General features: G+C 46.8%; 18 protein-coding genes and 1 tRNA gene. 7 read left to right on the top strand and 12 right to left on the bottom strand.

Annotation, left to right across the window (positions count from 1 at the left end; genetic code table 11):
- Positions 1-354 precede the first annotated feature (354 nt).
- Positions 355-2,358 carry a serine/threonine protein kinase gene (locus tag NG796_RS14495; protein ID WP_261207552.1) on the top strand — a complete coding sequence of 668 codons (2,004 nt, stop codon included), beginning with the start codon at positions 355-357 and terminating at the stop codon, positions 2,356-2,358.
- A 225-nt stretch (positions 2,359-2,583) separates the two neighbouring features.
- Here the strand turns inward: NG796_RS14495 and NG796_RS14500 are convergent, their stop codons facing one another.
- On the bottom strand, positions 2,584-2,832 hold the full coding sequence (locus tag NG796_RS14500; RefSeq protein WP_261207553.1) for a hypothetical protein: 249 nt from the start codon (positions 2,830-2,832) through the stop codon (positions 2,584-2,586).
- A 1,066-nt stretch (positions 2,833-3,898) separates the two neighbouring features.
- On the opposite strand from NG796_RS14500, the gene NG796_RS14505 reads away from it, so the two are divergent.
- Positions 3,899-4,123, top strand: a complete 225-nt coding sequence (locus NG796_RS14505; protein WP_015150167.1) for a DUF2811 domain-containing protein — start codon at positions 3,899-3,901, stop codon at positions 4,121-4,123.
- Between the two features lie 504 nt (positions 4,124-4,627).
- Here the strand turns inward: NG796_RS14505 and NG796_RS14510 are convergent.
- Positions 4,628-5,350 (bottom strand): response regulator transcription factor, encoded by a 723-nt coding sequence (locus NG796_RS14510; protein ID WP_261207554.1) that lies wholly within the window; start codon positions 5,348-5,350, stop codon positions 4,628-4,630.
- A gap of 655 nt (positions 5,351-6,005) precedes the next feature.
- On the bottom strand, positions 6,006-6,194 hold the full coding sequence (locus NG796_RS14515) for a hypothetical protein (RefSeq protein ID WP_261207555.1): 189 nt from the start codon (positions 6,192-6,194) through the stop codon (positions 6,006-6,008).
- A gap of 887 nt (positions 6,195-7,081) precedes the next feature.
- Here NG796_RS14515 and NG796_RS14520 point away from each other — a divergent pair.
- The 3 genes from NG796_RS14520 to NG796_RS14530 all read left to right on the top strand — a co-directional run bounded on the left by NG796_RS14520 (position 7,082) and on the right by NG796_RS14530 (position 10,695).
- Positions 7,082-8,293 carry a hybrid sensor histidine kinase/response regulator gene (locus NG796_RS14520; RefSeq protein ID WP_261207556.1) on the top strand — a complete coding sequence of 404 codons (1,212 nt, stop codon included), beginning with the start codon at positions 7,082-7,084 and terminating at the stop codon, positions 8,291-8,293.
- Positions 8,294-8,944: 651 nt separating this feature from the next.
- Complete coding sequence (locus NG796_RS14525; RefSeq protein ID WP_261207557.1) at positions 8,945-9,409, top strand: DUF2141 domain-containing protein; 465 nt, start codon at positions 8,945-8,947, stop codon at positions 9,407-9,409.
- Between the two features lie 284 nt (positions 9,410-9,693).
- The gene (locus NG796_RS14530) at positions 9,694-10,695 is read left to right on the top strand and encodes a tetratricopeptide repeat protein (RefSeq protein ID WP_261207558.1); all 1,002 of its coding nucleotides are present in this window, start codon (positions 9,694-9,696) and stop codon (positions 10,693-10,695) included.
- A gap of 42 nt (positions 10,696-10,737) precedes the next feature.
- Here the strand turns inward: NG796_RS14530 and NG796_RS14535 are convergent, their stop codons facing one another.
- Positions 10,738-12,246 carry a hypothetical protein gene (locus NG796_RS14535; protein ID WP_261207559.1) on the bottom strand — a complete coding sequence of 503 codons (1,509 nt, stop codon included), beginning with the start codon at positions 12,244-12,246 and terminating at the stop codon, positions 10,738-10,740.
- Positions 12,247-12,798: 552 nt separating this feature from the next.
- Between NG796_RS14535 and NG796_RS14540 the strand changes: the two genes are divergently transcribed.
- Together NG796_RS14540 and NG796_RS14545 are read left to right on the top strand one after the other, a co-directional pair.
- A complete protein-coding gene (locus NG796_RS14540) occupies positions 12,799-13,347 on the top strand; it encodes a sugar O-acetyltransferase (RefSeq protein WP_317619316.1) in 549 nt (182 codons plus the stop codon).
- A 29-nt stretch (positions 13,348-13,376) separates the two neighbouring features.
- Positions 13,377-13,505 (top strand): hypothetical protein, encoded by a 129-nt coding sequence (locus NG796_RS14545; protein ID WP_261207561.1) that lies wholly within the window; start codon positions 13,377-13,379, stop codon positions 13,503-13,505.
- 66 nt (positions 13,506-13,571) lie between these two features.
- Here NG796_RS14545 and hsdR read toward each other — a convergent pair whose 3' ends face one another.
- The 8 genes from hsdR to NG796_RS14585 form a co-directional block, all read right to left on the bottom strand.
- Positions 13,572-15,911, bottom strand: coding sequence for an EcoAI/FtnUII family type I restriction enzme subunit R (hsdR, locus tag NG796_RS14550; protein WP_261207562.1), 2,340 nt, complete (start codon positions 15,909-15,911; stop codon positions 13,572-13,574).
- A gap of 8 nt (positions 15,912-15,919) precedes the next feature.
- A complete protein-coding gene (locus NG796_RS14555) occupies positions 15,920-16,318 on the bottom strand; it encodes a type II toxin-antitoxin system VapC family toxin (RefSeq protein WP_261207563.1) in 399 nt (132 codons plus the stop codon).
- Positions 16,309-16,533: a hypothetical protein gene (locus NG796_RS14560; RefSeq protein ID WP_261207564.1), complete on the bottom strand. Its 225-nt coding sequence runs from the start codon at positions 16,531-16,533 to the stop codon at positions 16,309-16,311. Before NG796_RS14560 ends, NG796_RS14555 begins: the two co-directional genes overlap by 10 nt.
- A gap of 33 nt (positions 16,534-16,566) precedes the next feature.
- Positions 16,567-17,811 (bottom strand): restriction endonuclease subunit S, encoded by a 1,245-nt coding sequence (locus NG796_RS14565; protein ID WP_261207565.1) that lies wholly within the window; start codon positions 17,809-17,811, stop codon positions 16,567-16,569.
- Positions 17,808-19,325: a class I SAM-dependent DNA methyltransferase gene (locus NG796_RS14570; protein WP_261207566.1), complete on the bottom strand. Its 1,518-nt coding sequence runs from the start codon at positions 19,323-19,325 to the stop codon at positions 17,808-17,810. The genes NG796_RS14565 and NG796_RS14570 overlap by 4 nt, the downstream gene beginning before the upstream one ends.
- A 207-nt stretch (positions 19,326-19,532) precedes the next feature.
- Positions 19,533-19,606 (bottom strand) — tRNA-Met (locus NG796_RS14575).
- Positions 19,607-19,827: 221 nt separating this feature from the next.
- The gene (locus NG796_RS14580) at positions 19,828-20,550 is read right to left on the bottom strand and encodes a TIGR00266 family protein (RefSeq protein WP_261207568.1); all 723 of its coding nucleotides are present in this window, start codon (positions 20,548-20,550) and stop codon (positions 19,828-19,830) included.
- Between the two features lie 35 nt (positions 20,551-20,585).
- The gene (locus NG796_RS14585) at positions 20,586-21,272 is read right to left on the bottom strand and encodes a TIGR00266 family protein (protein WP_261207569.1); all 687 of its coding nucleotides are present in this window, start codon (positions 21,270-21,272) and stop codon (positions 20,586-20,588) included.
- Positions 21,273-21,293: the final 21 nt, after the last annotated feature.

The raw sequence follows: 21,293 nt of genomic DNA on the forward strand, positions 1-21,293 counted from the left end.
TTCTCATTTTTGTCCTACACTCTTTTAACAGTGGCTCCCCTCCTGGTGGGTCAAATTTCGCTTAGTCTAAACTCCAGTCCGTAAGGATAATTAACAATTTACTTAACTTATAGAAATCTCCTGGGTTATGTAAATTTTAATAATTTATAACCTTCAAATCATTAGTTTCAGGGGTGTTTATTCCTTTATTAAAAATTGAGATAAAGACAAAAGAGACAAGGACTGTCCCCTGACATTGCAAATCAGGCCTTTGGGCTATGACTCCCAATTTACTGGAGAATTTTACCCTATTTTCACCCAGTTGGTGAAAGCAATCCCCTACAATAGAAAGGGATCGCTGCTCAAGTCAAAGTGATGGCCGAAAAAGTCGTGAAAACCTGGTTAAAACAAATCTCTCAACGGGTTGCCGGAAATAAAGCCCCCTTGGGATTGGAGGAAGGAGGAGATTCTGGAAACGTAAGTCTCTTCTCTGTGCTTAAGGGCAAGGATAACCCATCCTCGAACTCCAATCGGTCGAATTCAACCCTCACCCCTGGTTCTAATTTACAACAGTTCCCGGACTGTTCTAGTTATGGATATCAAGTGCTTCAGCGTTTGGGTCATAACTATACTGGGGGTCGTTCGACCTATTTGGCAACCCATCTGAAATCTCAAAAACCTGTGGTGATCAAACAATTTCAGTTTGCCAAACCTGGTGCAGATTGGTCCGCCTACAAAGCCCATGAACGGGAAATTAAAGTATTGCAGGGTCTCAGTCACCTGGGGATTCCTCGCTATCTGGATTCTTTTGAAACCCAGGAGGGATTTTGTCTCGTTCATGACTATAAAAATGCCCAATCTTTAGCCGTTTTTCGGCGTCTGGACCCGGAGAAAATCAAACAGATTGCCCTGGCAGTTTTGGAAATTTTAGTATATCTGCAAAACCGAGTTCCTGGGGTAATTCACCGCGATATTAAGCCGGAAAATATTTTAATGGGCGATCGCACCGATATTATTTACCTGATTGATTTTGGATTTGCCCGCATCGGTGGGGGTGAAGTTGCTCAAAGTAGTGTAGTTTCTGGCACACCCGGTTTCATGCCACCGGAGCAATTACTCAATCTCAAACTCACGGAAGCGTCTGATTTGTATGGGTTAGGAGTGACCCTCATTTGTTTACTCACCCAAACCGATTCTAGTGAAATTAACCGCTTAATTGATAGTAGCTATCGCCTTAATTTTTCCGAGTTAGTTCCCCATCTGAGTGACGAGTTTATTCACTGGTTACAGAAAATGGTGGAACCGAATAGTAGCGATCGCTTTTCTCATGCAGCAGCAGCTTTAGAAGCCTTAACTCCCCTTTCCGTGTGCCGCCTTTTACCGGAAGCGGAATTTAGCCAAACTCGGCTGGAATTGCGCGCTCAAGAAGGAGAAACCCTCAGTCAAACTCTAACGGTCAAAAATCCCGTGGCAGAGACAGTCCTAGCCGGACGATGGGAAATTGCTCCAGACTCAAATAATCTCAAGACAAAACCCGATTGGATTTCCATAAAACCAGCAAAGTTTCAGGGAAATGAAACAGAATTTGAAATTAAAATTGATCCCACTAATTTAATCGTCAGTCAAGATTATACTCGAAATCTTTTACTCCACGCCAATACGGCGAATAAAACCCAAATTATCCCGATTTCTTTGTCAGTTTCTCCTCGGGAAGTTCCCGCAGAATTAGCAGGTCCAGAACACGGGAAAATTGCTAATTGGAAAGAAAAAATCGTAGCGCCGTTTCCAGTTATTCTGTTTGGGACGACTGTAGCTGTTCCCTTGATTTTTCTATCTCCTTATGTGGCTGTTGCGATCGCTTTTCCCTTGGTCATTTTATCAGGTAGAGAGTTTTCCGAAAAAATTCACGACCCGGCGATCGAGCAGGTTGCGGAATTTTCGCGAAAATGGCTAGTTGCACCCAGTTTAGTCACCCTAGGTTTGTGGTTTTTTACCCTAGTCGATATTGACTGGTTGGAGCATCCGGAACGCAAATTATTAGCCGTCATTGTCACCGCAATGGCAATGGGAGGCATTGGCATTGGGATATTAGAGCTATTTAAAGCAGGCTTTAAACGGATGGTGGTGTTACTGCCGCTGTTAATTTTTGGTCTGTCTTTTGTGGCGATCGGCGTGGCTACAGGAATGGCGGGGAAATTGACAGAAATTGGGGTGACGGGATTAGTTTTAAGCAGTACCACCAAACAAGAAATTCAACGCAAAAACTCTGGGATAGGTGCGATTGCTCGTAATCTAGCGATTGCCACATTAGGTATCGGTGTGGGAACCGCGTTGAGTTGGTTATTGGTGCATTACGGACTCGCTGCGGGGATAGGGTAAGGGGAGATGGGGAGGATAGGGAGGATAGGGAAGATAGGGAGGATAGGGAGGATAGGGAGGATAGGGAGGATAGGGAGGATAGGGAGGATAGGGTAAAAGAAACGACTGAAGTCGGGACGTTAAACATCTCCCCCATCTCCCCAATCTCCCCAATCTTCCCCATCTCCCCCATCCCCCCCATCTCCCCCATCCCCCCCATCCCCCCCATCTCCCCTCTCTTCAGAGTCAGTAAAATTGGCCCTCATGCAAGATGACCTCACCATGTTCAGGGACCCAGGCTACCCACTCGCGATCGCCGCATTTACACAGGAGTAAGGCTTGATCTGCACTGTATTCGCTGGGTTGTTCTAATAACTGCACCCAGGTGTTTTCTTCGGGTTCCTGCCATAGGAGTTCCTTTTGGGATGTGGGGATCCATTCAGGCGATCGCAAATAGAGTTTTTCCAATTCTTGTTTAACTAGGTCGAGTTTCATAAGTTTTGCCCTTTTTATAATCCAGGTGTCCTTGGATCCAAAAACTAGATCTAGGGTGTACCTACATGGGTTATGTCATATTTTTGTCTGTAACAATTGTTACAGATATGATTTTTAGGCGTCAAGCAAAGTTAGTAGAACTTAACAATCCAGGACCTACCGGCTGGATAGTGCGGCAAAAAATCTCCCTGGGACACTCTGGAGGAAATGGGGTTAAAGGGGCTGAAAATCAGGAATGGAATGATTCTCAAAGACTCAGAACCTTGTCATGGTCCTCAATCTAAACATTGCCTAGACATAACTCTTGCGCATTCCCAATCTGGTTGTTAAAAGTCGATTTTCTGGATGACGCTGCCTAGGCAGGCTTTGTCTTGTGAGCCTCCACCCTTGAGGATGCGGGTTTTTATAGACCTTCAAAACCGGATTCTCTATCCTAAATTGGCCGAAAAAATAAACAGTTAATCATCACTTTATTTTCAATAACTAACTCTATATGAGCGAGACTGATAATTGCCAGTTATTAATCTCTAACTTCTCTAAAATTGCTAAAATTTTGCAATTCTTATTTTTTCTGCGGGTTTTCCCCACAGATTCCACAAAGATTTCCACAGGTGACCGGGGGTTTTCCACAGGTTAGGGAGAGTTTTCCCCAGGCGATCGCCTTCGAGTTCTCGTGTTTTGGTTGAACTGGGGATTAAGGCCAAAAAATGACTCAAGGCGATCGATAGCGAAAATTTTGTAAAGCAGTGTAACAATAAATAGCTAAAACCCTGATTCTATCGTGGCTCTAAGGGACCCATAACCGAAATCTTAACATTTCGCAACGTTGACAACTCCACCCCTTCTGAGCGCACAATGAAACCGCCAACCTAAAACAAAAGGGTTTCTCGTCATTGCAGCTTTTGAAAATAAGCCGCCAGCATTCTTATCGAAAGGCTTTAGCTTAAAGGAGCCAGCTAAAGCAGAGTGCGGCAACCCAAATGAGAATAACGCCAGCTTGAATCAAAGCTGGTAGGGATTGGTAAAACATCAACAGCTACGCGGAACGCGCACGGAGGTTTCCAGAATGAACGCAAACGTCAGTATCCTTGCAGAAATTCCAGAAGAACTGCATCAATCCCTTAAAGGGTATTTGGACTCTCACCCTGACTGGGATCAAGACCGGGTGTTTGCTGCGGCCCTGTCTCTGTTTTTGTTACAAAATGGGGATAATCGGACCCCAGAAGCCTCGAAAAACTATCACCAAGCGGCTAGAGTGTATCTGGAAACCCTGTTTCAGCATCCGGTTTAACCTGCCAAAGTTGGGGAATCTGGGTGGAGCAATCGCCAGAGGAGACGGCTACAGCAGTAGTAAAACTCTCATGAATTCGGGCAAACCATTGAGGAGAGGGGTACTGCCCGATTCCCAAATATTTCTAGATCCCTCGCTCCCCTGACGAGATCAAGCGTGCAACTGGCCCATTTCAACCCGATGAAATGGAGCAAAAGGATCTGCCGGGGGTGGAGATGAGGTTGTAGAGGGTCCATGCCTGCATCAGCATTAGCCGCCGTCCGATCAGAAATCTATGTAATGGATCCTTGCTGTCCTTTCCCGATAGGTGGGGGTGGAGTCATAACTCCAGACCGAGAGGGTCTAAGCTGTAGAGATTGCCTAGGCCCCGCTATAGCAACTCAAACAGCCGATTCATAAACATTGGGACCCCTGGGAAAAAGGCGTTTGTTGTTCTTACAGACGCCATTGAGTCCCGAATGAGAATGAATTGAACATGAGAAACGATCACATCTAAAATTTCGACTAGATTTCCTCCGGTGCATCTTCGGAATCACCACTGTGAGCTTCAAACTTGTACCCCACTCCGCGCACCGTATGAATCAACTTGGGATAGATGCCATCCCCTTCAATTTTGCGGCGGATTTGGCCGATATGGACATCTACCACACGCTGATCCCCCACATAGTCATAATCCCAAACTTCTTGAAGCAGTTCAGCGCGACGCCAAACTCGGCCTGGATGAGAGGCTAAAAAATAGAGCAGATCAAATTCCAGGGCCGTTAAGAGAATCGGACGAGCAGAGATAGTCACCTCGCGACGCACCGGATCAATGCTCATTGAGCCGAAATCTACGGACGGTTGTTCGGCAACCTGGACAACCCGTTGACGCTTTAATAGCGCCCCGACTCTCGCACCGAGTTCAACGAGACTAAAGGGTTTGGTAATATAGTCATCTGCACCTAAATTAAATCCCCGGATTTTATCAGCTTCATCCGTGCGACTGGTCAGCATTAAAACAAAAACACCCGTGCGCTTTTGCATTGCTTGACAAAGCTGATACCCCGTAGTATCGGGTAAGTTAACATCCAGAATCACCAAGTCTGGATTAAATTGCTCGAAAAGTTCGAGCGCTTTTTTTCCATCTTCAGCCGACTCCATTTGATAGTCTTGCTTACTTAAAAAGCGATGGATTAAATTCCGGATCGCCGGATCGTCATCAACCACAAGAATCTTGGCAGAGGCCATAGCTACAACTGTGCTGGTGTGAACAGGTCAAGAGTCATCATTTAGCCTGACATGATGAGTCAGATAAAGGGTCTAAGTTAATTGAGCCAATCAGGGTAAATTCAAGGATCCACTATAATCCCTTGATAGAGTATTGCCTAAATTATTGATTGGCAACAAATGAGGCAAATTCAAAGGAAACGGGACCTCCTCCTTTAGACCCTGCCTAGAGTGCTGTTGTCACTCCCTCCACCTCCACGGGTTTAGCGGATTTTGAATCGCGAAGGGTATCGCTGACTATACAACAGATCCACCCTCTGCTACTAGAGGGAGTTACTCAGTAGCAATTAGAGCAAGGAGTTCTCGATAAAATAGATAGAGGGGGAGTTAGGGAATAAAGCACTTTATAGGTAATTCGGCAACTAGACCACTCCCCAAAGAAACATTGACAAAAATAATCAAGATGATATTCAAACCTTACGATAGCTTAAATTTTACGATTGGGGGATTAAGGTTATAACAGAGAAGGGGGACAGGACGGAGCATTTGGAGGAAGAAGAGCAACCCGTTGTCGGTGATTCGGTTGCGCTATCTGTCGGCCTTTGGATCCGGAGATTTATCAAGCAGGAGGGGTGGAACCGGGGTTCCTACCTCAATTTTACTCTGGGGCATTGCTTCACAGGGTTCCTAGGCCGTTTTGAAGGGAAAGGGTTGAGAGGTTCAAAGGGGATGCGGGAAACTTAGTGTTCAAGGCAGTACCTTGGCGATCGCCCGCCAAGGCTGTCATAGCTTGTAGGGTGTCCGTTTCGCCAATCCCTACAATTCCAGAGATAATAGAAAGGAGTTTTTCTGATTCCGAGCCCATCAGCGGCCAAGACTTCCCCAACAACTATCCCTGAAACCCAATTTGGGGACCTCTGCCTCGGTTGGAGTCGTGAGTGGGGCGTTCTGAAAACCGCTGACGGCAATCCTTTTAAAAGCCCTGTGGCTGCCTTTGTAACCTAGGGGTAAACCGCTAGTAGAACGAGAGAGACCAGATAGGAGATAGGACGAACGGGACTCGCATCCCCCCTCATTAATTCACGACTCCAAACCCTGACTCAGAAGTGAAAGACCCTAACCGTTTGGGTCTGATATGAAGTTGAGGGGATAATCCCCCTGGATTAAACCGTTGAATCTGACCCCTGACTGAGCGAGTTATGGACAGCAGTATTGGCCTACAGTTTTGTCCCCGCTGAAAAAAGTCAAGTCATCCGGTGTAATTCATGACAAAATATCCTGGCACTCTTTGTCCTATCCCACTCATCTAACGCAACTGATAGCGGTTTTGAGTCGGCTCAGGGACAGATTGTTGAAGGATTCACTGCTTCCCTTGGGAGGGTCAAATTTTTGGATTTGCACCTCCTGACTGGGAAAATAGCAAGCGATGATCTCCACTGCAAAATTTTGTTGTAGTCACAGCGCAGAACCCTCGACTTCTTACTCAAGCTGACCGGGCAAGCGATTAGCAGACCTCGGGAAAACTGCGGGTATTTAATCGGCCCAATTGATCGGATTAATCCAGGCTCTAAAAGGTCTATCTTTTGAGGGATAGAAACAGTTTGAACCCGTCTAAGTAGCACAGGCTAAGGGTAACCTTGGGGTTGGTGACTGAGTGTGGCACAGAATCCCGCTCTTGACAGAGTTTTGTTCTTCCCGACACTCACGCCTCGCGTGGAGTGCGGTTCTCCGAATATTCTAGTAACAGATTAGATGAATAGTAATGATTCTCCAAACAATTCTCCTTTAATTCTTTTGGTTGATGATGACCGGCCAACGAGAATGATGCTGCGTCGGGCGATGCAGAATGAAGGGTATCGAGTGGTAGAGGCTGCCGATGGTATCGAAGGGTTAGAACTTTACAAGCAACTCAAACCGGATATGGTACTACTCGATGCCAAGATGCCGGGGATGGATGGTTTTACCTGCTGTACTCAAATTAAGGCGATCGCCGGTGGGTTAGGTATCCCGGTGTTAATGATTACCAGCTTAGAAGACGAGGATTCAGTTGATCGCGCATTTGAAGCCGGTGCCACCGACTATATTACCAAACCCATTCATTGGGCGGTTTTGCGACGGCGTGTTCAGCGACTTTTACAAGAAAAACAAGCCGAACGAGAAATTCTCAAGGCCCTGGAGCAAGAACGAGAACTCAATGAATTGAGGTCCCGGATTGTAACAATGGTCTCCCACGAGTACCGCACCCCCCTAACTGCGATTTTATCTTCCGCTGAATTGCTGGAATGTTATTGGCACAAATGGGATGAACAAAAACGGCTTAAACATCTCGAACGAATTCAAGTAGCGGCGACTCATCTGACTCAGTTGGTTGCGGATGTTTTGTCTATCAATGAGGTAGAATCCGGACAGATTGAGTTTAATCCGGCTCCGGTAAATCTGGAGCGCCTCTGTCAAGAAGCCATTGCCCATTTGCGGCTTTCTCCCGCTTCTCCCCATCAAATTACGTTAACTCATCATGGCGATGATTTTGAGGTGATTCTGGATGGTAATTTGGTTCAGCAAATGCTCATTAATTTTCTGTCAAATTCCATCAAATATTCTCCAAAAGGCGGAAACATAGAAGTTGAATTAATTTTCTACAATCCGGAGAGTTTACCTGAAGAGCAAGGGTTATCTTTGATTGACATTGACTTTAATGAAATTGAGTCACCTGTTACCATTTTTCGGGTAAAAGACCAAGGATTTGGGATTTTACCCCAGGAACAGGGGAAAATTTTTAATGCGTTTCACCGAGGGAGCAATGTAGGGACAATTCAGGGGACAGGTTTGGGCTTGGCGATCGCCAAGAAATGTGTCGAGTTACATCGCGGGGAGATTTCTATTGCCAGTGAAGTAGGGGTCGGGACAACGGTTACAGTCACCCTTCCGTCTAGGACTTCTGCCTTCCCCTTGAACCCCGGTTAGCGATCGCCACTTGCAAGCCCATCAGAAACGGGCTTGTTTACCCTCTTTTGGGTCCAAATCAATGAACATTTTACAGCAACCCAGTTTGTTTCTATCGGGATATCCCTCGTTGCGTTGCTCCTACCCTCGGGTTTTCCAAATAACTTCCCGCCCTGTGGAGTAGGGTTCATTTTTCCTCGAAATATCTCAGAAAAAGTTATTCCCAGCGAGGATTCTATTTTTCCTCAACCCCGATGAGTGATTTCTGCCTTATGGGGACGAGGGGTTTGGTAATCTGGGGGGATGATATCCCGTTTAACAGACGCTTTCCATACCCTAAATTTTGTTTTTTTAAGGGATTCTTTCTATATTTATCCAAAATGACTTGATTTTTGTATAAAAATTCATACAATTAAACCAGTCCAAACATTAGGGGGTTTTTGACTCCAGGGCATCTGGAAGAGAACCAAAGCGATCGCTTCCTGAGCAAAGAGCAGGAAGAAGGGCGAATTATTTTTACCTCCTAGGTTGCTGCACCTATCCCCCAGGCGAAAACAAGAGCAAGTCAAGGGGTTTGAGTTAAAAATTATCTCCTAGATAGCCCCAATTAACCCCCCAAATCAGAGGATGAGTGGGACCTTTATTGACCGTTTCATAAACTGGATCAAAATCATGAAAACAACTGGAAAAATTCTTTTAGCGATCGCCTCAATCTTTAGCAGTTTTACCTTAATTCAAACAGTCCGGGCTGTACCTGCTAGTCAACTCAACATTCAAATACAAGGTATCAGCAATCCCCGAGGCAATATTTGTTACACGATTTTTTCCCGCAGTGAGGGATTTCCTCGGGATGGGACGAAGGCACTCAAAGCCGAATGTTCTCCCCTTGAAAACCTGCCAGTGACCCTGAGTATTGAGGGTTTAAATGCGGGCAACTATGCCGTAGCCGTCTTTCACGATGAAAACGCCGATGGGCAACTCAATACCAATGTAGTGGGTATTCCCCAAGAAGGATTTGGATTTTCTAATAACCCCCCCATCGTGACGGGTGCGCCCAAATTTAGTGAGGCTACCTTTTTCGTCGGTGGACAAACGACAACGGTGGGGATTACGATGAAATATTTGCTACGAATCTAGGCTCAATTGTAAAATATAGCTAAATCAGAAAAGCGGGAGAGTTCCCTCTAACCCCGAATGCCACTCTAGTCGTTTCTTCACTGCCTAAAATGGCCTTTTAATCCCAATCCGCCCACCTCTTAAGCAGAAAATTGCCGGTTTTCATTCCCCCTGGGGAATTGTAACAGTCTTTCTTGGAATGGACAGCGGCAATTTCCAGGAGTCGCAGGAGTGGGAACCGATCTATAGTGGGGGCATTTCGGTCAAAAGTCAGAAAAAATCAGCAGTTGTTGGAGGCTAAACTGATGCAGCCAATGTTTAAATGGCTTGGTATTGTTACAGCAATGGGGATATCGGGAATATCAATGCCGTTACCCGGATGGGCGAGCCCTAATGATCCCACAGGTGGCATGGATTCTGGACAGGTGACGACTTCTCCAGAGATCCTAGAACCGCTACAGCCTCCGGTTACCCCTAGGGCAACTCCCGAGAGACCTCCTCAAAGCCCTACACCGACCCCGAGGGCGACTCCCGAAAGCCGCCCAGAAGCAGCTACCCCGCCAGTACAGCGAGAAACGGTGGAGCCCAAACCTGCACCACAGGCGACGAGTGAGATGGAAACATTGCTCTCCCGGGGTCAATTTTTATTGTCCTCCAAGCAATATGAAGATGCGCTCAGAACTTATGACAGCGCGCTGGAGTTAAATTCTAATAATGCAGATGCCTGGATTGGTCGAGGCATGGTGTTAGAGCAGTTGGCGCGGTACGATGATGCGATCGCAGCCATTGATCGAGCGACGGAAATTAGTCCGAATTATTCTCTGGCATGGCTCAGTCGGGGAATGGTTCTCAAAGAGGCGGAACGCTTTGAAGATGCGTTGACGGCGTTTGATCGCGCTTTAGCAGGGAATGGACAGTGGGGAGATAACCGCGCAGCGGATGCAGCCCTTAACCGGGGTTCGGTTCTCTGGCAACTCGATCGCCGGGATGATGCCCTGGCTTCTTTTGATCGCGCCCTTGAACTAGACCCACAATTTGCCCTCGCTTGGTACAACAAAGCCACCGCACTCCTAATCCTCGGGGATTGGGAAGCCGCAGTCAGCGCCTATGATAGCGCTATTAACAGTAATGGTCAGTGGGGTTTATCCACGGGTCCAGCGAGTGCCTGGTACAATCGCGGTTTGGCTTTAGAGCAGTTGGAGCGTTACGATGATGCGATCGCCTCCTATGACCAAGCCCTGCGAATTACCCCGAATCATACAAAAGCTAGACAGCAATTGTCTCGATTGCGTCAGCAATTGCAATAAGCCCTTAAAAAACGGGTGGAGGTTCCAACCTCCACCCGTTTTTTAAGGTAACCAACCCGGACGGAGGCCCTCAAAAGGTAACTCTTCCGGTTTGTAATCTAAGGGACGGTTAGGAGGGGCACTCGGATTCAAGGGCAGTAACCAGAGGCGGCTTCTGGCGATCGCTTCCCCGGAACTGGTGCGCACGGCATCCCCTGGGACTTGATTAGCTTGGGGGGCGATGCTGACAATTTGATCAAACAGTAACCCTAATCCATCAGGGGCCAAACTGATATGAATCTCTCGCTGATCCGGTAACAGTACCAGGGGTTGCAGAGACCCAGTTTCTACGTTAATGGCGGCGATGTAAGGTTCTTCTTTATAAATTTCCCCTTCTACCAATTTTGTCAGCAAACAATAGAGGGTTTTTCCTTCGGGTCCAAATTGGGCGCTCAGAAAAGAACCTTTAATGCGGAGTAGTTCTTTGTTGACCCCAGTTGTAGTGACCAAATAGAGCGATCGCGTGTAGTCGGTGTTGAATTTCACCATCGCCGCCGCACTCCCATCAGCGGAAAAGCTCAACACGCGACCAAATTGAGGGAGAAAATCGACAGGTTCAGCTTTGGGTTCCAGGGGCAAAATAGCGAGTCCCTGTCCCTGGGCGATCGCCACGGTTTGACTATCGGGAGTAATAATAAAATCCCCACCCGGTTCATTTTCTAGGGGTTTAGCTTGCTTTCCTTCCTCTATTTTCCAGAGTCCAAATTGTCCCGGGTCCTGTTTGTTGACACGCTGGACCAGAATAGTTTTACCATCGGGGGAGAGGTCAAAGCTGAGGTTTTGATACTTTTGGGAGTCTAATATCGGTTTGATTTGACCTGGGGAATTGTCACCTCGGCTGGCTTTTCTGCCGGGAGTTTCCGGGACTATGCCAGTGGTGACGGTGAAGAGTCGTTGCTCTAAAAGTCCTGGATTCGGAGATAGAGTGTCGATCGCTGAAAATAACAGGCGATCGCCGTCGGGATAGGGTTTATAATCCAGAACTGTCATTTCTTTCGGCGTCAGAATAGTTTTTTCGCTTTTACTGAAGTTGTAAAGGATTAACCGTCCCCGTTCTTCCGGAGAGACTCCAATATAAACTAAGGCGCGATCGCGGCTTTTGAACTCCCCGATAAAGGGTTCGATCAAGGTTCCTTCTGTTCCCCCTTGGGCGAACCGTTCCCGTGCTTGGCTCAGTTCCAGTTGAAATTCCATCCCATAAGGCACGCCTTGGGTGACGGTATAAGCCATCCGCCTTCCCGCCCAACTGATTTTACCCGGCACTGGGGGTTCAATTTTCAAGTTATCTTCCACACTCTGGCGGTCCATCGGACGGCTGAAAGTCATGATAAAGGCGCGATCCTTGGCACTGACTTGTTTATTTTGCCAGCTAAATTCCCGCACTCGGGGAGCGGTACTATCGCCTCCAAATAAGAGCAAGGCGATCGCCACCGTCAACACCGCAATCAGGGCGATCGCCGCGCGATCAAGCGGTTGGGAGAATTTTTTCTGGAGTTGGTCTGCACTGAACATCGGTTAAGGGTTAATGTTTAGAGTTAAGAAGCTCAAAGTTGAAGGACCCGGTTCCGGGACTTACGTCATTTACAAAGGGCATAGGCAAAGCAGTAGATGAAAAGCACCTCTTTTATTCGATGAAATCCCTTCTCTTGCGTAAGTCTTCGGGGTTAACCCCAGAGAACTGAATACCGACCCAGGTCATGGGAAATCGAAATTCAACTGTTTTAATGTAGCATTCTCATCGGACGAACGAACCTAAGTTGCCTCTGTTGGGTGCATGAGGATAACATAGGTTAAGCGTCTAATCCTTATAGACAACTTAACAACTGGTTTTATGCTGACCCATTTTTGGGCGCTGCCCATGCCTCACTGGTACTTATACAAATGTTTCACAGTCCAGTTAACAAGAGAGAAATTTTAACGGTATCTATCATATATTTTTCAACCTAATTTATACCCTAATTCTCCAAAAGTTAGTTATCCTATCACATGAACGCTGACTGAAAAAATCGGATCTTAAGATCAACTATGAATCCATTGAACTCCAACAAATCGATGCGCCAAAGAATGCTGGCAGGAGAGCCGTATTTGGCAACTGATCCAGAACTGGTGGCGTTGCTTGCGCGATCGCAACGCATCTTACATCGTTTTAATCTCTGTGTTCCTGATGCCACCCAAGAACGACAACAGCTCATCCAAGAACTGTTTGGGAGAATTGGAACAGGTTCGGAAGTTAAACCGCCATTTCGCTGCGACTACGGGTTTAATATTTTTGCGGGGGATGGCCTATTTATCAACTATGATTGCGTCATTCTCGACTGTAATACCGTCCGACTGGGCGATCGCGTCCTGATTGGACCCAAGGTGCAAATCTACACCGCCACTCATCCCCTCAACCCCACGGAACGTAAAGACGGATGGGAGTCGGCATTGCCGGTGGAAATCGGTAGCGATGTGTGGATTGGTGGAGGTGCGATTATCTGTCCGGGGGTGACCATTGGAGAGGGTTCTACCATTGGCGCAGGGAGTGTCGTAACGCGAGATCTGCCACCGAGAGTCGTTGCTGCGGGCAACCCCTGCCGAGTGATTCGGCACCTGGATAGTGAGAGCAAATAATCCATCATCAGCGGCTTGCTCAGAATCATGTGAGTTGGGTAACGACTTTTGCGGTTTTGATTATCGTTGCGATCGCCCGCCGGTCCGATATCCGTTTTCTCCTAAACTGGCAGAACCGACAGTTGGGAAAACCCGAACGCCTGGAAGCCCTTGCGTAATGGTAAATCCGGGTAGGGTTTAAGTGGAAAGAGCCGATCGCATTCTTCTCCATAGCCTTAGACTGCTCATCCTATAGCATCTTCCTTCTCATAGAGGTATCGTTGAAAACCAATGAACATTTGGCGGATATCGGGAGCAGGGAGGACCAATTCTTTAACACCATCGCGAATGGTGCCATACTTGAGTTCTATTAGGTGAGACAATTTATCTGGATGGAGTTCGTTGACCCCCTCATTCATGTAATGGTCTAGGACAAAATCTAAAAACTCCTGTTGCTTGTCGTTGTACTGAGAGAAAATCCGGCGTTGGCGTTTCATGACCCGTTCCCGGCGAGTGATGGGAGTTGAGGCGTAGGCGATATAGGCCAGGACGTCATAGATATCGCTTTTTTCAGCATCAATAATCCGGCTGATTTCGGTCAGTTCCTGGGGGCCGTAACCCTTCTCTCCTAGCCCTTCCAACAGTTTCTCGCGGGTGTCAGGCAAGCTCCACAGTTCCTGCAGTTCGCTCTCATTCTGGAACAGTTCCGGTAGGTCTCCAAACAGACGCTCGATAAACTCGGCGGCGGATAGCGGTTTGCCGTCGGCACTCCAAAAGTTGGTCGATATTGTGTGCTGTATCTCGCGCTCTTTGCCGTCAGCGAGCTTGATTTTAAGTTTTTTGTGTTGCGCCGGTTCCTGCGGTTGTGTCGGTTTGGACTGTAGGCGATCGCTTTCGGATGGGGGGCGTTTTTCTCTGGGGATTATTGGCGTTGGGGTTTCCGGTTCACCATCCCATTCCGGGTCACTAAAATGCTGATAGGCCCTAACGAAATCATAAACGGTGAAATAATCCTTACCCTCGAACAAGCGAGTGCCGCGTCCGATAATCTGCTTGAACTCAATCATCGAATTGATAGGGCGCAACAACACAATATTCCGGACGTTTCGGGCATCCACGCCTGTGGAGAGTTTGTGAGAGGTTGTGAGAATAGTGGGAATCCGTTTCTCGTTATCCTGAAAAGTTTTGAGATGCATATTTCCAATCTCGCCATCATCAGCCGTGACTCGGACGCAGTAGTTCGGATCCGCACTAATTTTCATCTGGTTGATGAGGTCTCGGATTGCCAGGGCGTGGTCTTGGGTGGCGCAGAAAACTAGGGTTTTTTCGTTCTGATCGAGACTTTCCATCAGCAGTCTGACCCGATATTTTTCCCGTTCCTCAATCTCAATGATGCGGTTAAAGTCGGATTCGGTGTAGAGTCGGCCTTCCTCGGCTTCCCCTTCAATCAGAGTATCTTCCGCAGTGTAGATATATTCATCCAGAGTCGTCTCAATCTGCTGGACTTTAAAGGGCGTCAAAAATCCATCGTTGATTCCATCTTTGAGCGAGTAGGTGTAGACGGGTTCGCCAAAGTAAGCGTAGGTGTCGGCATTGTAGGTTCGTTTGGGGGTGGCGGTGAGTCCTAACTGAACTGCTGGGGCGAAGTAGTCTAGGATGCCGCGCCAGGTGCTTTCGTCGTTCGCGCCCCCTCGGTGGCACTCATCAATGATGATGAAGTCGAAAAAGTCCGGTGGGTAGTCGCCAAAGTAGGCGGTAGGGTTTCCTTCGGCATCTTTCCTGCTCATGAAGGTTTGGAAGATGGTGAAAAAGATGCTGCCATTTTTGGGGACTCTGCCTCGCTTGCGGATTTCATCGGGGTCGATACGAACCAGAGCACCATCTTCGGAAAAGGCTGAGAATGAGTTAAATGCTTGGTTTGCCAGAATGTTGCGATCGGCCAGGAACAGGATGCGGGGACGGCGGGTGGGTTGGCGGCTGAGGTTCCATCGGCTTTGGAACAGTTTCCATGCCAGTTGGAAGGCGATGAAGGTTTTCCCGGTTCCCGTCGCCATCGTCAGCAGAATCCGGTCCCGTCCCGCTGCGATCGCCTCTAAAACCTGGGTGATGGCGTTGTGCTGATAATAGCGCGCCTCCCATGAGCCCCTTCTCTCCTCGAATGGGATGACTGCGAAGCGATCGCGCCACTCGTTGGCTTTGGAGAATGTCGCCTCCCACAATTCATCCGGGCTGGGATACTCGCTGATATAACCTTCTGCGCCGGTGAGCATATCAATTTGATAGATGCCCATCCCGTTGGTGGAATAGGCGAACCGAATTTGTAGCTTTTCGGCATATTTCTTAGCCTGTCCCACTCCTTCTGTATCTCTTAACTCCCGCTTTTTGGCTTCAATCACGGCAAGTTTTTGATTGCGATAGACCAAGACATAATCAGCATATTCCGATTTGGCCCGTTTCCCATCACCCACCAGGCGACCGTTAGTGATGCGTTGCTCTCGACTAATCCGGCTATCGGGAACCACTCCCCAGCCTGCGGCTTTGAGGGCGGGGTCAATCAGTTCGGCACGGGTCTCAGCTTCGTTCATAATTGTGATTAGGGGGAAGGAATAACCTGAATCAAACCAGTGTGAAAAGCAGTGTCGTAAGTCAGAATCGGTAAATTTTCTAATTCTGCCTGAGCCATGAGCATTCGGTCAAATGGATCTCGATGGGAAATGGGTAGACTTCCGGCCCTCAATGCGTGAGTGGCAGTGATGGAGAGTTCGATGAACTTCGCTTGCTGTAAAATGCCCTGATAATTATCAACCAAGGGTTTTGCTTCCGGGAGTTTGCCGATGCGGGATTTCGTGGCAATTTCCCAAGCAGAGGCGCTGCTAACCAGAATATGATAGTTGGGGTTAGGAATGATATCTCGGCACTCTGGATTAAGTTTGGGGTCATTAAAAAGCCACCAAGTTAGGATATGAGTATCGAGGAGATAGCTTATTCCCATCGCTGCAATTCTTCTTCTGGTAAAGGTTCAAAAAAAGCGTCTGAGAGTTTTCCGGTGAGTAAACCCGGGGTGCGCGCTTCCGCTTCGTTAACGGTCAGAGTTGCAGTTTTTTCTTGATTTAAACCTAAACGGAAGTAGTGAATTAGGTCATAAATTTCGGCAAGTTTCTCTTCTGGAATATCTTGTAGTTCTTGGATAATTTTTTGGATTAACATAAATTCTCCCGGTTTCAAGGATACAATAAATTTTTATGCACCAATCTCCTTAGACGTGTCTGTTACTTCTTTAGGCGTGTCGCTCGTGAGTTCTCCGGTGAATGCTTTTTCTAAAATAGACTGTTTCAGTTCTTTGAGGGCTTCGAGTTTGCGTTGGTAGATGGATTTTAGGCGTTGGGTTTCAGCTTTTAAGTCATCTAGCTTTTTAATTACATTTTTCTGTTCAGCTAAAGGCGGCATTGCAATCACCAGATCTGATATTGCCTTATTACTGAGGTTTTGCATCGTCGCTCCTGTGGAAAGTTCTTCTAACTGATTTCTGTATATTGCAGATCTAAATAAGTGAGCCAGAAAATCTGAATTGACGCCTTCAAAGGTTTTAATAAAAAAAGAACCACTTCCACAAAGCCATCCCGATTGTTCTTCTCTTACAACTGCACAACGTCCGATCTCACCTCTTCTGCCTATGACAATGTTGTTTTTACTCAAAACATAAGATTGTAATCGTTCTATTACATCTGGGCTTACAGTTTTATTAAAATTCGGAACAATTTCATCATTTTCAATATTTGCAGGATTAATTAATGGAATACCATTAGCAATATAATCAGCCTTGTGCAAGAGCGAGCCGAAAGGGCCAGTAAAAACTTTTCCACCAATTTCGGTTAGTTTCTTCTCAACCCACCCCTCACCTTTCTGCGTAAAAACGGCATTGAGATAACTCTCAAACAGTTCGCGGGCGTTGGCGAGGTTCTTCTCGGTGTTGGCGATCGCCGCATTAATCCCCTCAAACGCCTCATCCAAAATCGCCACAATCCGCTTCTGTTCGGGGAGGGGGGGCAAAGGTATTTGTAAAGATTGTAAAAACGGTACTTTTACACCCTGTACAGTGGCTCCTGTACCTGCATTTACGATTAAATGTGATATATTTTTAAGCCACCAAAATAAATATTTAACTTTTATTTTATTAGTATCTTTGGGAATAATACTTCTTAAGTCTTGATTGATAGCAGTATCTTGAGCCAGTATACAAACTTTACCTAATCCTACTCGCGTAGCAATAACAACATTTCCTTTGGGTATTACATTAGTTGAACTATTTTTTACAGCTTCTTCTGTTATTTGGCATTCTGTTTTAGAAATAACTTCACTTTTCATGTCTCGAACAGTAGCCCAGAATATATCTCCCGTATAAAATTCTTTGTTAGTTTTAGATGGAGTCCCACCTCCAACAAGATAACAAACATCTCCAAGATTTTTTGTTTCCCACATTTTCATCCCAACATCCCCCCAATACCTGCTAAAATTTCTGCGCTTTCCTCATCCAAAGCCGCAATCTCATCTAAAATTTTCTGCGGGTCTCTCAACGCTATTTCCTCTGCCTTATTCGGATTCTTCACCGACAAATCGCAAGTTTCCCAATCAATATCCGCCACATCCACAGACCAAGACTTTTCCGAATCAGTAAACGTCGCTTGTAACTCCACAAACTCTCGCAAGTCTTCATCATTAAGCGCGTTAGTCTTGCCCATATTCCGCCCCGGGTCTAGCTGGTAGTACCAAACTTTCCGAGTCGCCATTCCCTCAATTGGAGATTTTGCCTGGGAAAATAAAGGCATTCCCTGGACCGAATCGGAGTGATTACCCTTATCAAAAAACAGCACCACCGTTTTGACTCCGGCCCCGATAAATGTGCCACCGGGACAATCTAAAATACTATGCAAATTGCAACTACTCAAAAGCTCTTGCCGTAAGGCACGAGAGGCATTATCCGAATTCGAGAGGAACGTATTTTTAATAACGATCGCAGCCCGTCCGCCAACCTTGAGAATTTTGATAAAGTGCTGCAAAAATAGAAACGCAGTCTCTCCGGTTTTAATCGGAAAGTTCTGCTGTACTTCCTTCCGTTCCTTGCCTCCAAATGGCGGGTTAGCAAAAATTACATCAAAGCGGTCCTTATCCTGAATGTCGCTGATATTTTCAGTCAGAGTATTGGTGTGAATAATATTCGGTGCATCCACGCCATGCAGAATCAGGTTCATGATGGCAATGACATAAGCGAGGCTCTTTTTCTCCTTGCCAAACAGGGTCCCGGTTTGGAGTAGCTCAAGCTGTTGGGTGGTGAGTTTGCCTTGGCGCAAGTAGTCGTAACTTTCGCACAAAAACCCAGCCGAACCGCAAGCACCGTCATAGATGCGCTCTCCAATCTTGGGTTTGACCACTTTAATCATGGCCCGAATCAGGGGACGCGGCGTGTAATATTCTCCGCCATTACGTCCGGCGTTCCCCATATTCTTGATTTTGGTTTCGTAGAGATGGGATAACTCGTGCTTCTCCTGCTGAGTCTGAAACCGTAACTCATCTATCCGTTCCAGGGCCTCCCGCAGACTGTAGCCGCTTTGGAATTTGTTCTTAATTTCCCCAAAAATCTCACCGATTTTATATTCGATAGTGTCGGAACTGGCGGCCCGTTGTTTGAACCCTTGCAGGTGGGGAAACAGAACATTATTAACATATTGAATCAAATCATCGCCAGTTAAAAAATTGTTGCGGTCAATCTCTCCACTGGGCAACTTCGGCACCGCCCAATAAGACCAGCGATAGCGTTCGTCCAAAATGAACTCATAAGACTTACCTCTGAGCTCGGCTTCCATCGCCCGTTCCTGTTCCAAGTCATCCAGATACTTCAGAAACAGCAGCCAAGAAGTTTGCTCGGTGTAATCGAGTTCGGTCCCACAACCGGCCTCTTTCCAAAGGACATCATCAATATTTTTAAAAGTCTGCTCAAACATTCAATCTGTAAGATTACTTATAGTGGTTTGGTTAGATATCAGCCGGTTTGGGTCGTAACGTTAATCTCTAAAATAAGCCTCCCACAAATCAGCAGTTCACTCACATATCTGCCGCAACTGCAACTCAATTGAGGCCATTCTTTGAGTAAACGCATGATACTCTCAATCAGGTATGATGTTAAAACGCTGAAACGCTTATATAGTAAATGGCTCAGGCGGGATTTGAACCTGCGACCTTGGGCTTATGAGTCCCCTGCTCTAACCTACTGAGCTACTGAGCCTTGGTGTTTTTTCACCTTTATTACTGTAGCACAATTTTTAAATTTGTCTAGCCCTTTTGAAAAAAAATTTTATGATTCCGGAATCCCTGGATTTTCGTGGGTTTGGAGGTCTGAGGGAAGGGGAGTGGGACTTAGGGATAGCGGGACCGATCGCCTCGAACCGTCAGACCCCCACCGGCATAGTTCGTGTAGGACCCTGGAGATCCCCCCAAGTGAAAAGGCTACTCATCACTACTGCTGCTGATACTGCTACTACTTTGCACCGGGCGAAACGGAGTTAAAAAATTTAGGAAGGGGAATAAACTGCGGGATTGCACCCACAAGCGCCCGGTGCCTTGAAAGCGACAGACTAACCCTTCCCCACCCAGAATACCCGTTTTTAATCCCCGGAAGGATAATCCGCCTAAGACTTCAAGTCGATAGTTGAGGGTATCTTCAAAGGCAACAATATAACTGGTGTCTACAATATAATCCCCGGCGATGGGAATTTCTACGATAGCACCATAGGAGTTGAACCACAAATCTCCCGCGCCGGTTGCTCGGACTAAAAATAATGATTCTCCACTAAAAAAGCCTTTAAATCCTTGAAATTGGGTGTCAATTACCACCGTAGGACTGGAGGCGAGAAATCCCGAGGATTGAATGAATAAACTATTCCCTTGTAACTGATAATGTTGAATATCTCCTGGAACTGCCGGACATACAAATAATTGGCCTGCTTTTCTTTCGGCGGTAAATTCGGTAATAAATAAAGATTCTCCACTCACCATGCGGCCTAACCCTTTGAGCAGTCCCCCTTGAATTTTGGATTTCATTTTAATACAGGTATCCATTGCCGCCATTGCTCCGGATTCCACTAATACGGTTTGGTCCGGCTGCAAGTCAAAACGTAAGGAGGCATAGGAAGGTGAATGTTCAATTTCATAGGCAATAGGACGGCTCATGTTTATCTCCTTCAAGGCCATTAAAAAAAATTAATCTATTTAGTGCGCGGGGATAACTGAGACCCGATCAATTGACCGAATGCTTGGGGATTATGGGTTTGACAAAAGAGACGACCTCTGCCTTTAAACCGGCAAACTACCCCTTCTCCACTGAGCCACGCGCTCACCCAGTTGCTTCCGGGGGGTTTGGTGATTTCAAAGGTTAAGGTCTTTTCAAAGGCTACAATATGGCCGGTATCTACGATATATTCTCCTTCTACAAGGATTTCATAAATGGCCCCAAAGGAACTAAGAAGCAGGTCACCGCGACCACTGATATCGAGCCAAAAGAAACTTTCTCCGGAGAAGAAGGATTTAAAGCCTTGAACGCCGATATCTAGGATGACTTGAGCGCTACAGGCAAGGTAAGAGGTGGCTTGGACAATTAAGCCGGTTTCTCGTAGTTTATAATGGAAAATATCTCCTAACATTTTTGGGGATAGGAAGATTTCGCCGCCGGTGGAAGGTGCCCGAAAGACGCTTAAAAATAAGGATTCACCGGCAATGGTGCGTTTGAGTCCGCCTAAGATGCCGCCGCCTTTGCCTCGGCGTAGGGTGGTGCTGACTTGCATATCGCCGTTCATGGCAATCATAGAACCGGCTTCGGCTAAGATATCTTCACCAGGTTTGAGGGTGAGATGAGCGATCGCACAGTCGGGTTGATGTAAGATATTAACGTTCATGGTTGTCTAGGCATTCCCGCT

The organism is Laspinema sp. D2d, from assembly GCF_025370755.1.
In the GTDB taxonomy this organism is placed as follows: Bacteria; Cyanobacteriota; Cyanobacteriia; order Cyanobacteriales; family Laspinemataceae; genus Laspinema.

Coding starts and splice junctions, on each gene's coding strand:
- NG796_RS14495 (WP_261207552.1), top strand. CDS start 355: ATGGCCGAAAAAGTCGTGAAAACCTGGTTAAAACAAATCTCTCAACGG.
- NG796_RS14500 (WP_261207553.1), bottom strand. CDS start 2,832: ATGAAACTCGACCTAGTTAAACAAGAATTGGAAAAACTCTATTTGCGA.
- NG796_RS14505 (WP_015150167.1), top strand. CDS start 3,899: ATGAACGCAAACGTCAGTATCCTTGCAGAAATTCCAGAAGAACTGCAT.
- NG796_RS14510 (WP_261207554.1), bottom strand. CDS start 5,350: ATGGCCTCTGCCAAGATTCTTGTGGTTGATGACGATCCGGCGATCCGG.
- NG796_RS14515 (WP_261207555.1), bottom strand. CDS start 6,194: ATGGGCTCGGAATCAGAAAAACTCCTTTCTATTATCTCTGGAATTGTA.
- NG796_RS14520 (WP_261207556.1), top strand. CDS start 7,082: ATGAATAGTAATGATTCTCCAAACAATTCTCCTTTAATTCTTTTGGTT.
- NG796_RS14525 (WP_261207557.1), top strand. CDS start 8,945: ATGAAAACAACTGGAAAAATTCTTTTAGCGATCGCCTCAATCTTTAGC.
- NG796_RS14530 (WP_261207558.1), top strand. CDS start 9,694: ATGCAGCCAATGTTTAAATGGCTTGGTATTGTTACAGCAATGGGGATA.
- NG796_RS14535 (WP_261207559.1), bottom strand. CDS start 12,246: ATGTTCAGTGCAGACCAACTCCAGAAAAAATTCTCCCAACCGCTTGAT.
- NG796_RS14540 (WP_317619316.1), top strand. CDS start 12,799: ATGCTGGCAGGAGAGCCGTATTTGGCAACTGATCCAGAACTGGTGGCG.
- hsdR (WP_261207562.1), bottom strand. CDS start 15,911: ATGAACGAAGCTGAGACCCGTGCCGAACTGATTGACCCCGCCCTCAAA.
- NG796_RS14555 (WP_261207563.1), bottom strand. CDS start 16,318: ATGGGAATAAGCTATCTCCTCGATACTCATATCCTAACTTGGTGGCTT.
- NG796_RS14560 (WP_261207564.1), bottom strand. CDS start 16,533: ATGTTAATCCAAAAAATTATCCAAGAACTACAAGATATTCCAGAAGAG.
- NG796_RS14565 (WP_261207565.1), bottom strand. CDS start 17,811: ATGAAAATGTGGGAAACAAAAAATCTTGGAGATGTTTGTTATCTTGTT.
- NG796_RS14570 (WP_261207566.1), bottom strand. CDS start 19,325: ATGTTTGAGCAGACTTTTAAAAATATTGATGATGTCCTTTGGAAAGAG.
- NG796_RS14580 (WP_261207568.1), bottom strand. CDS start 20,550: ATGAGCCGTCCTATTGCCTATGAAATTGAACATTCACCTTCCTATGCC.
- NG796_RS14585 (WP_261207569.1), bottom strand. CDS start 21,272: ATGAACGTTAATATCTTACATCAACCCGACTGTGCGATCGCTCATCTC.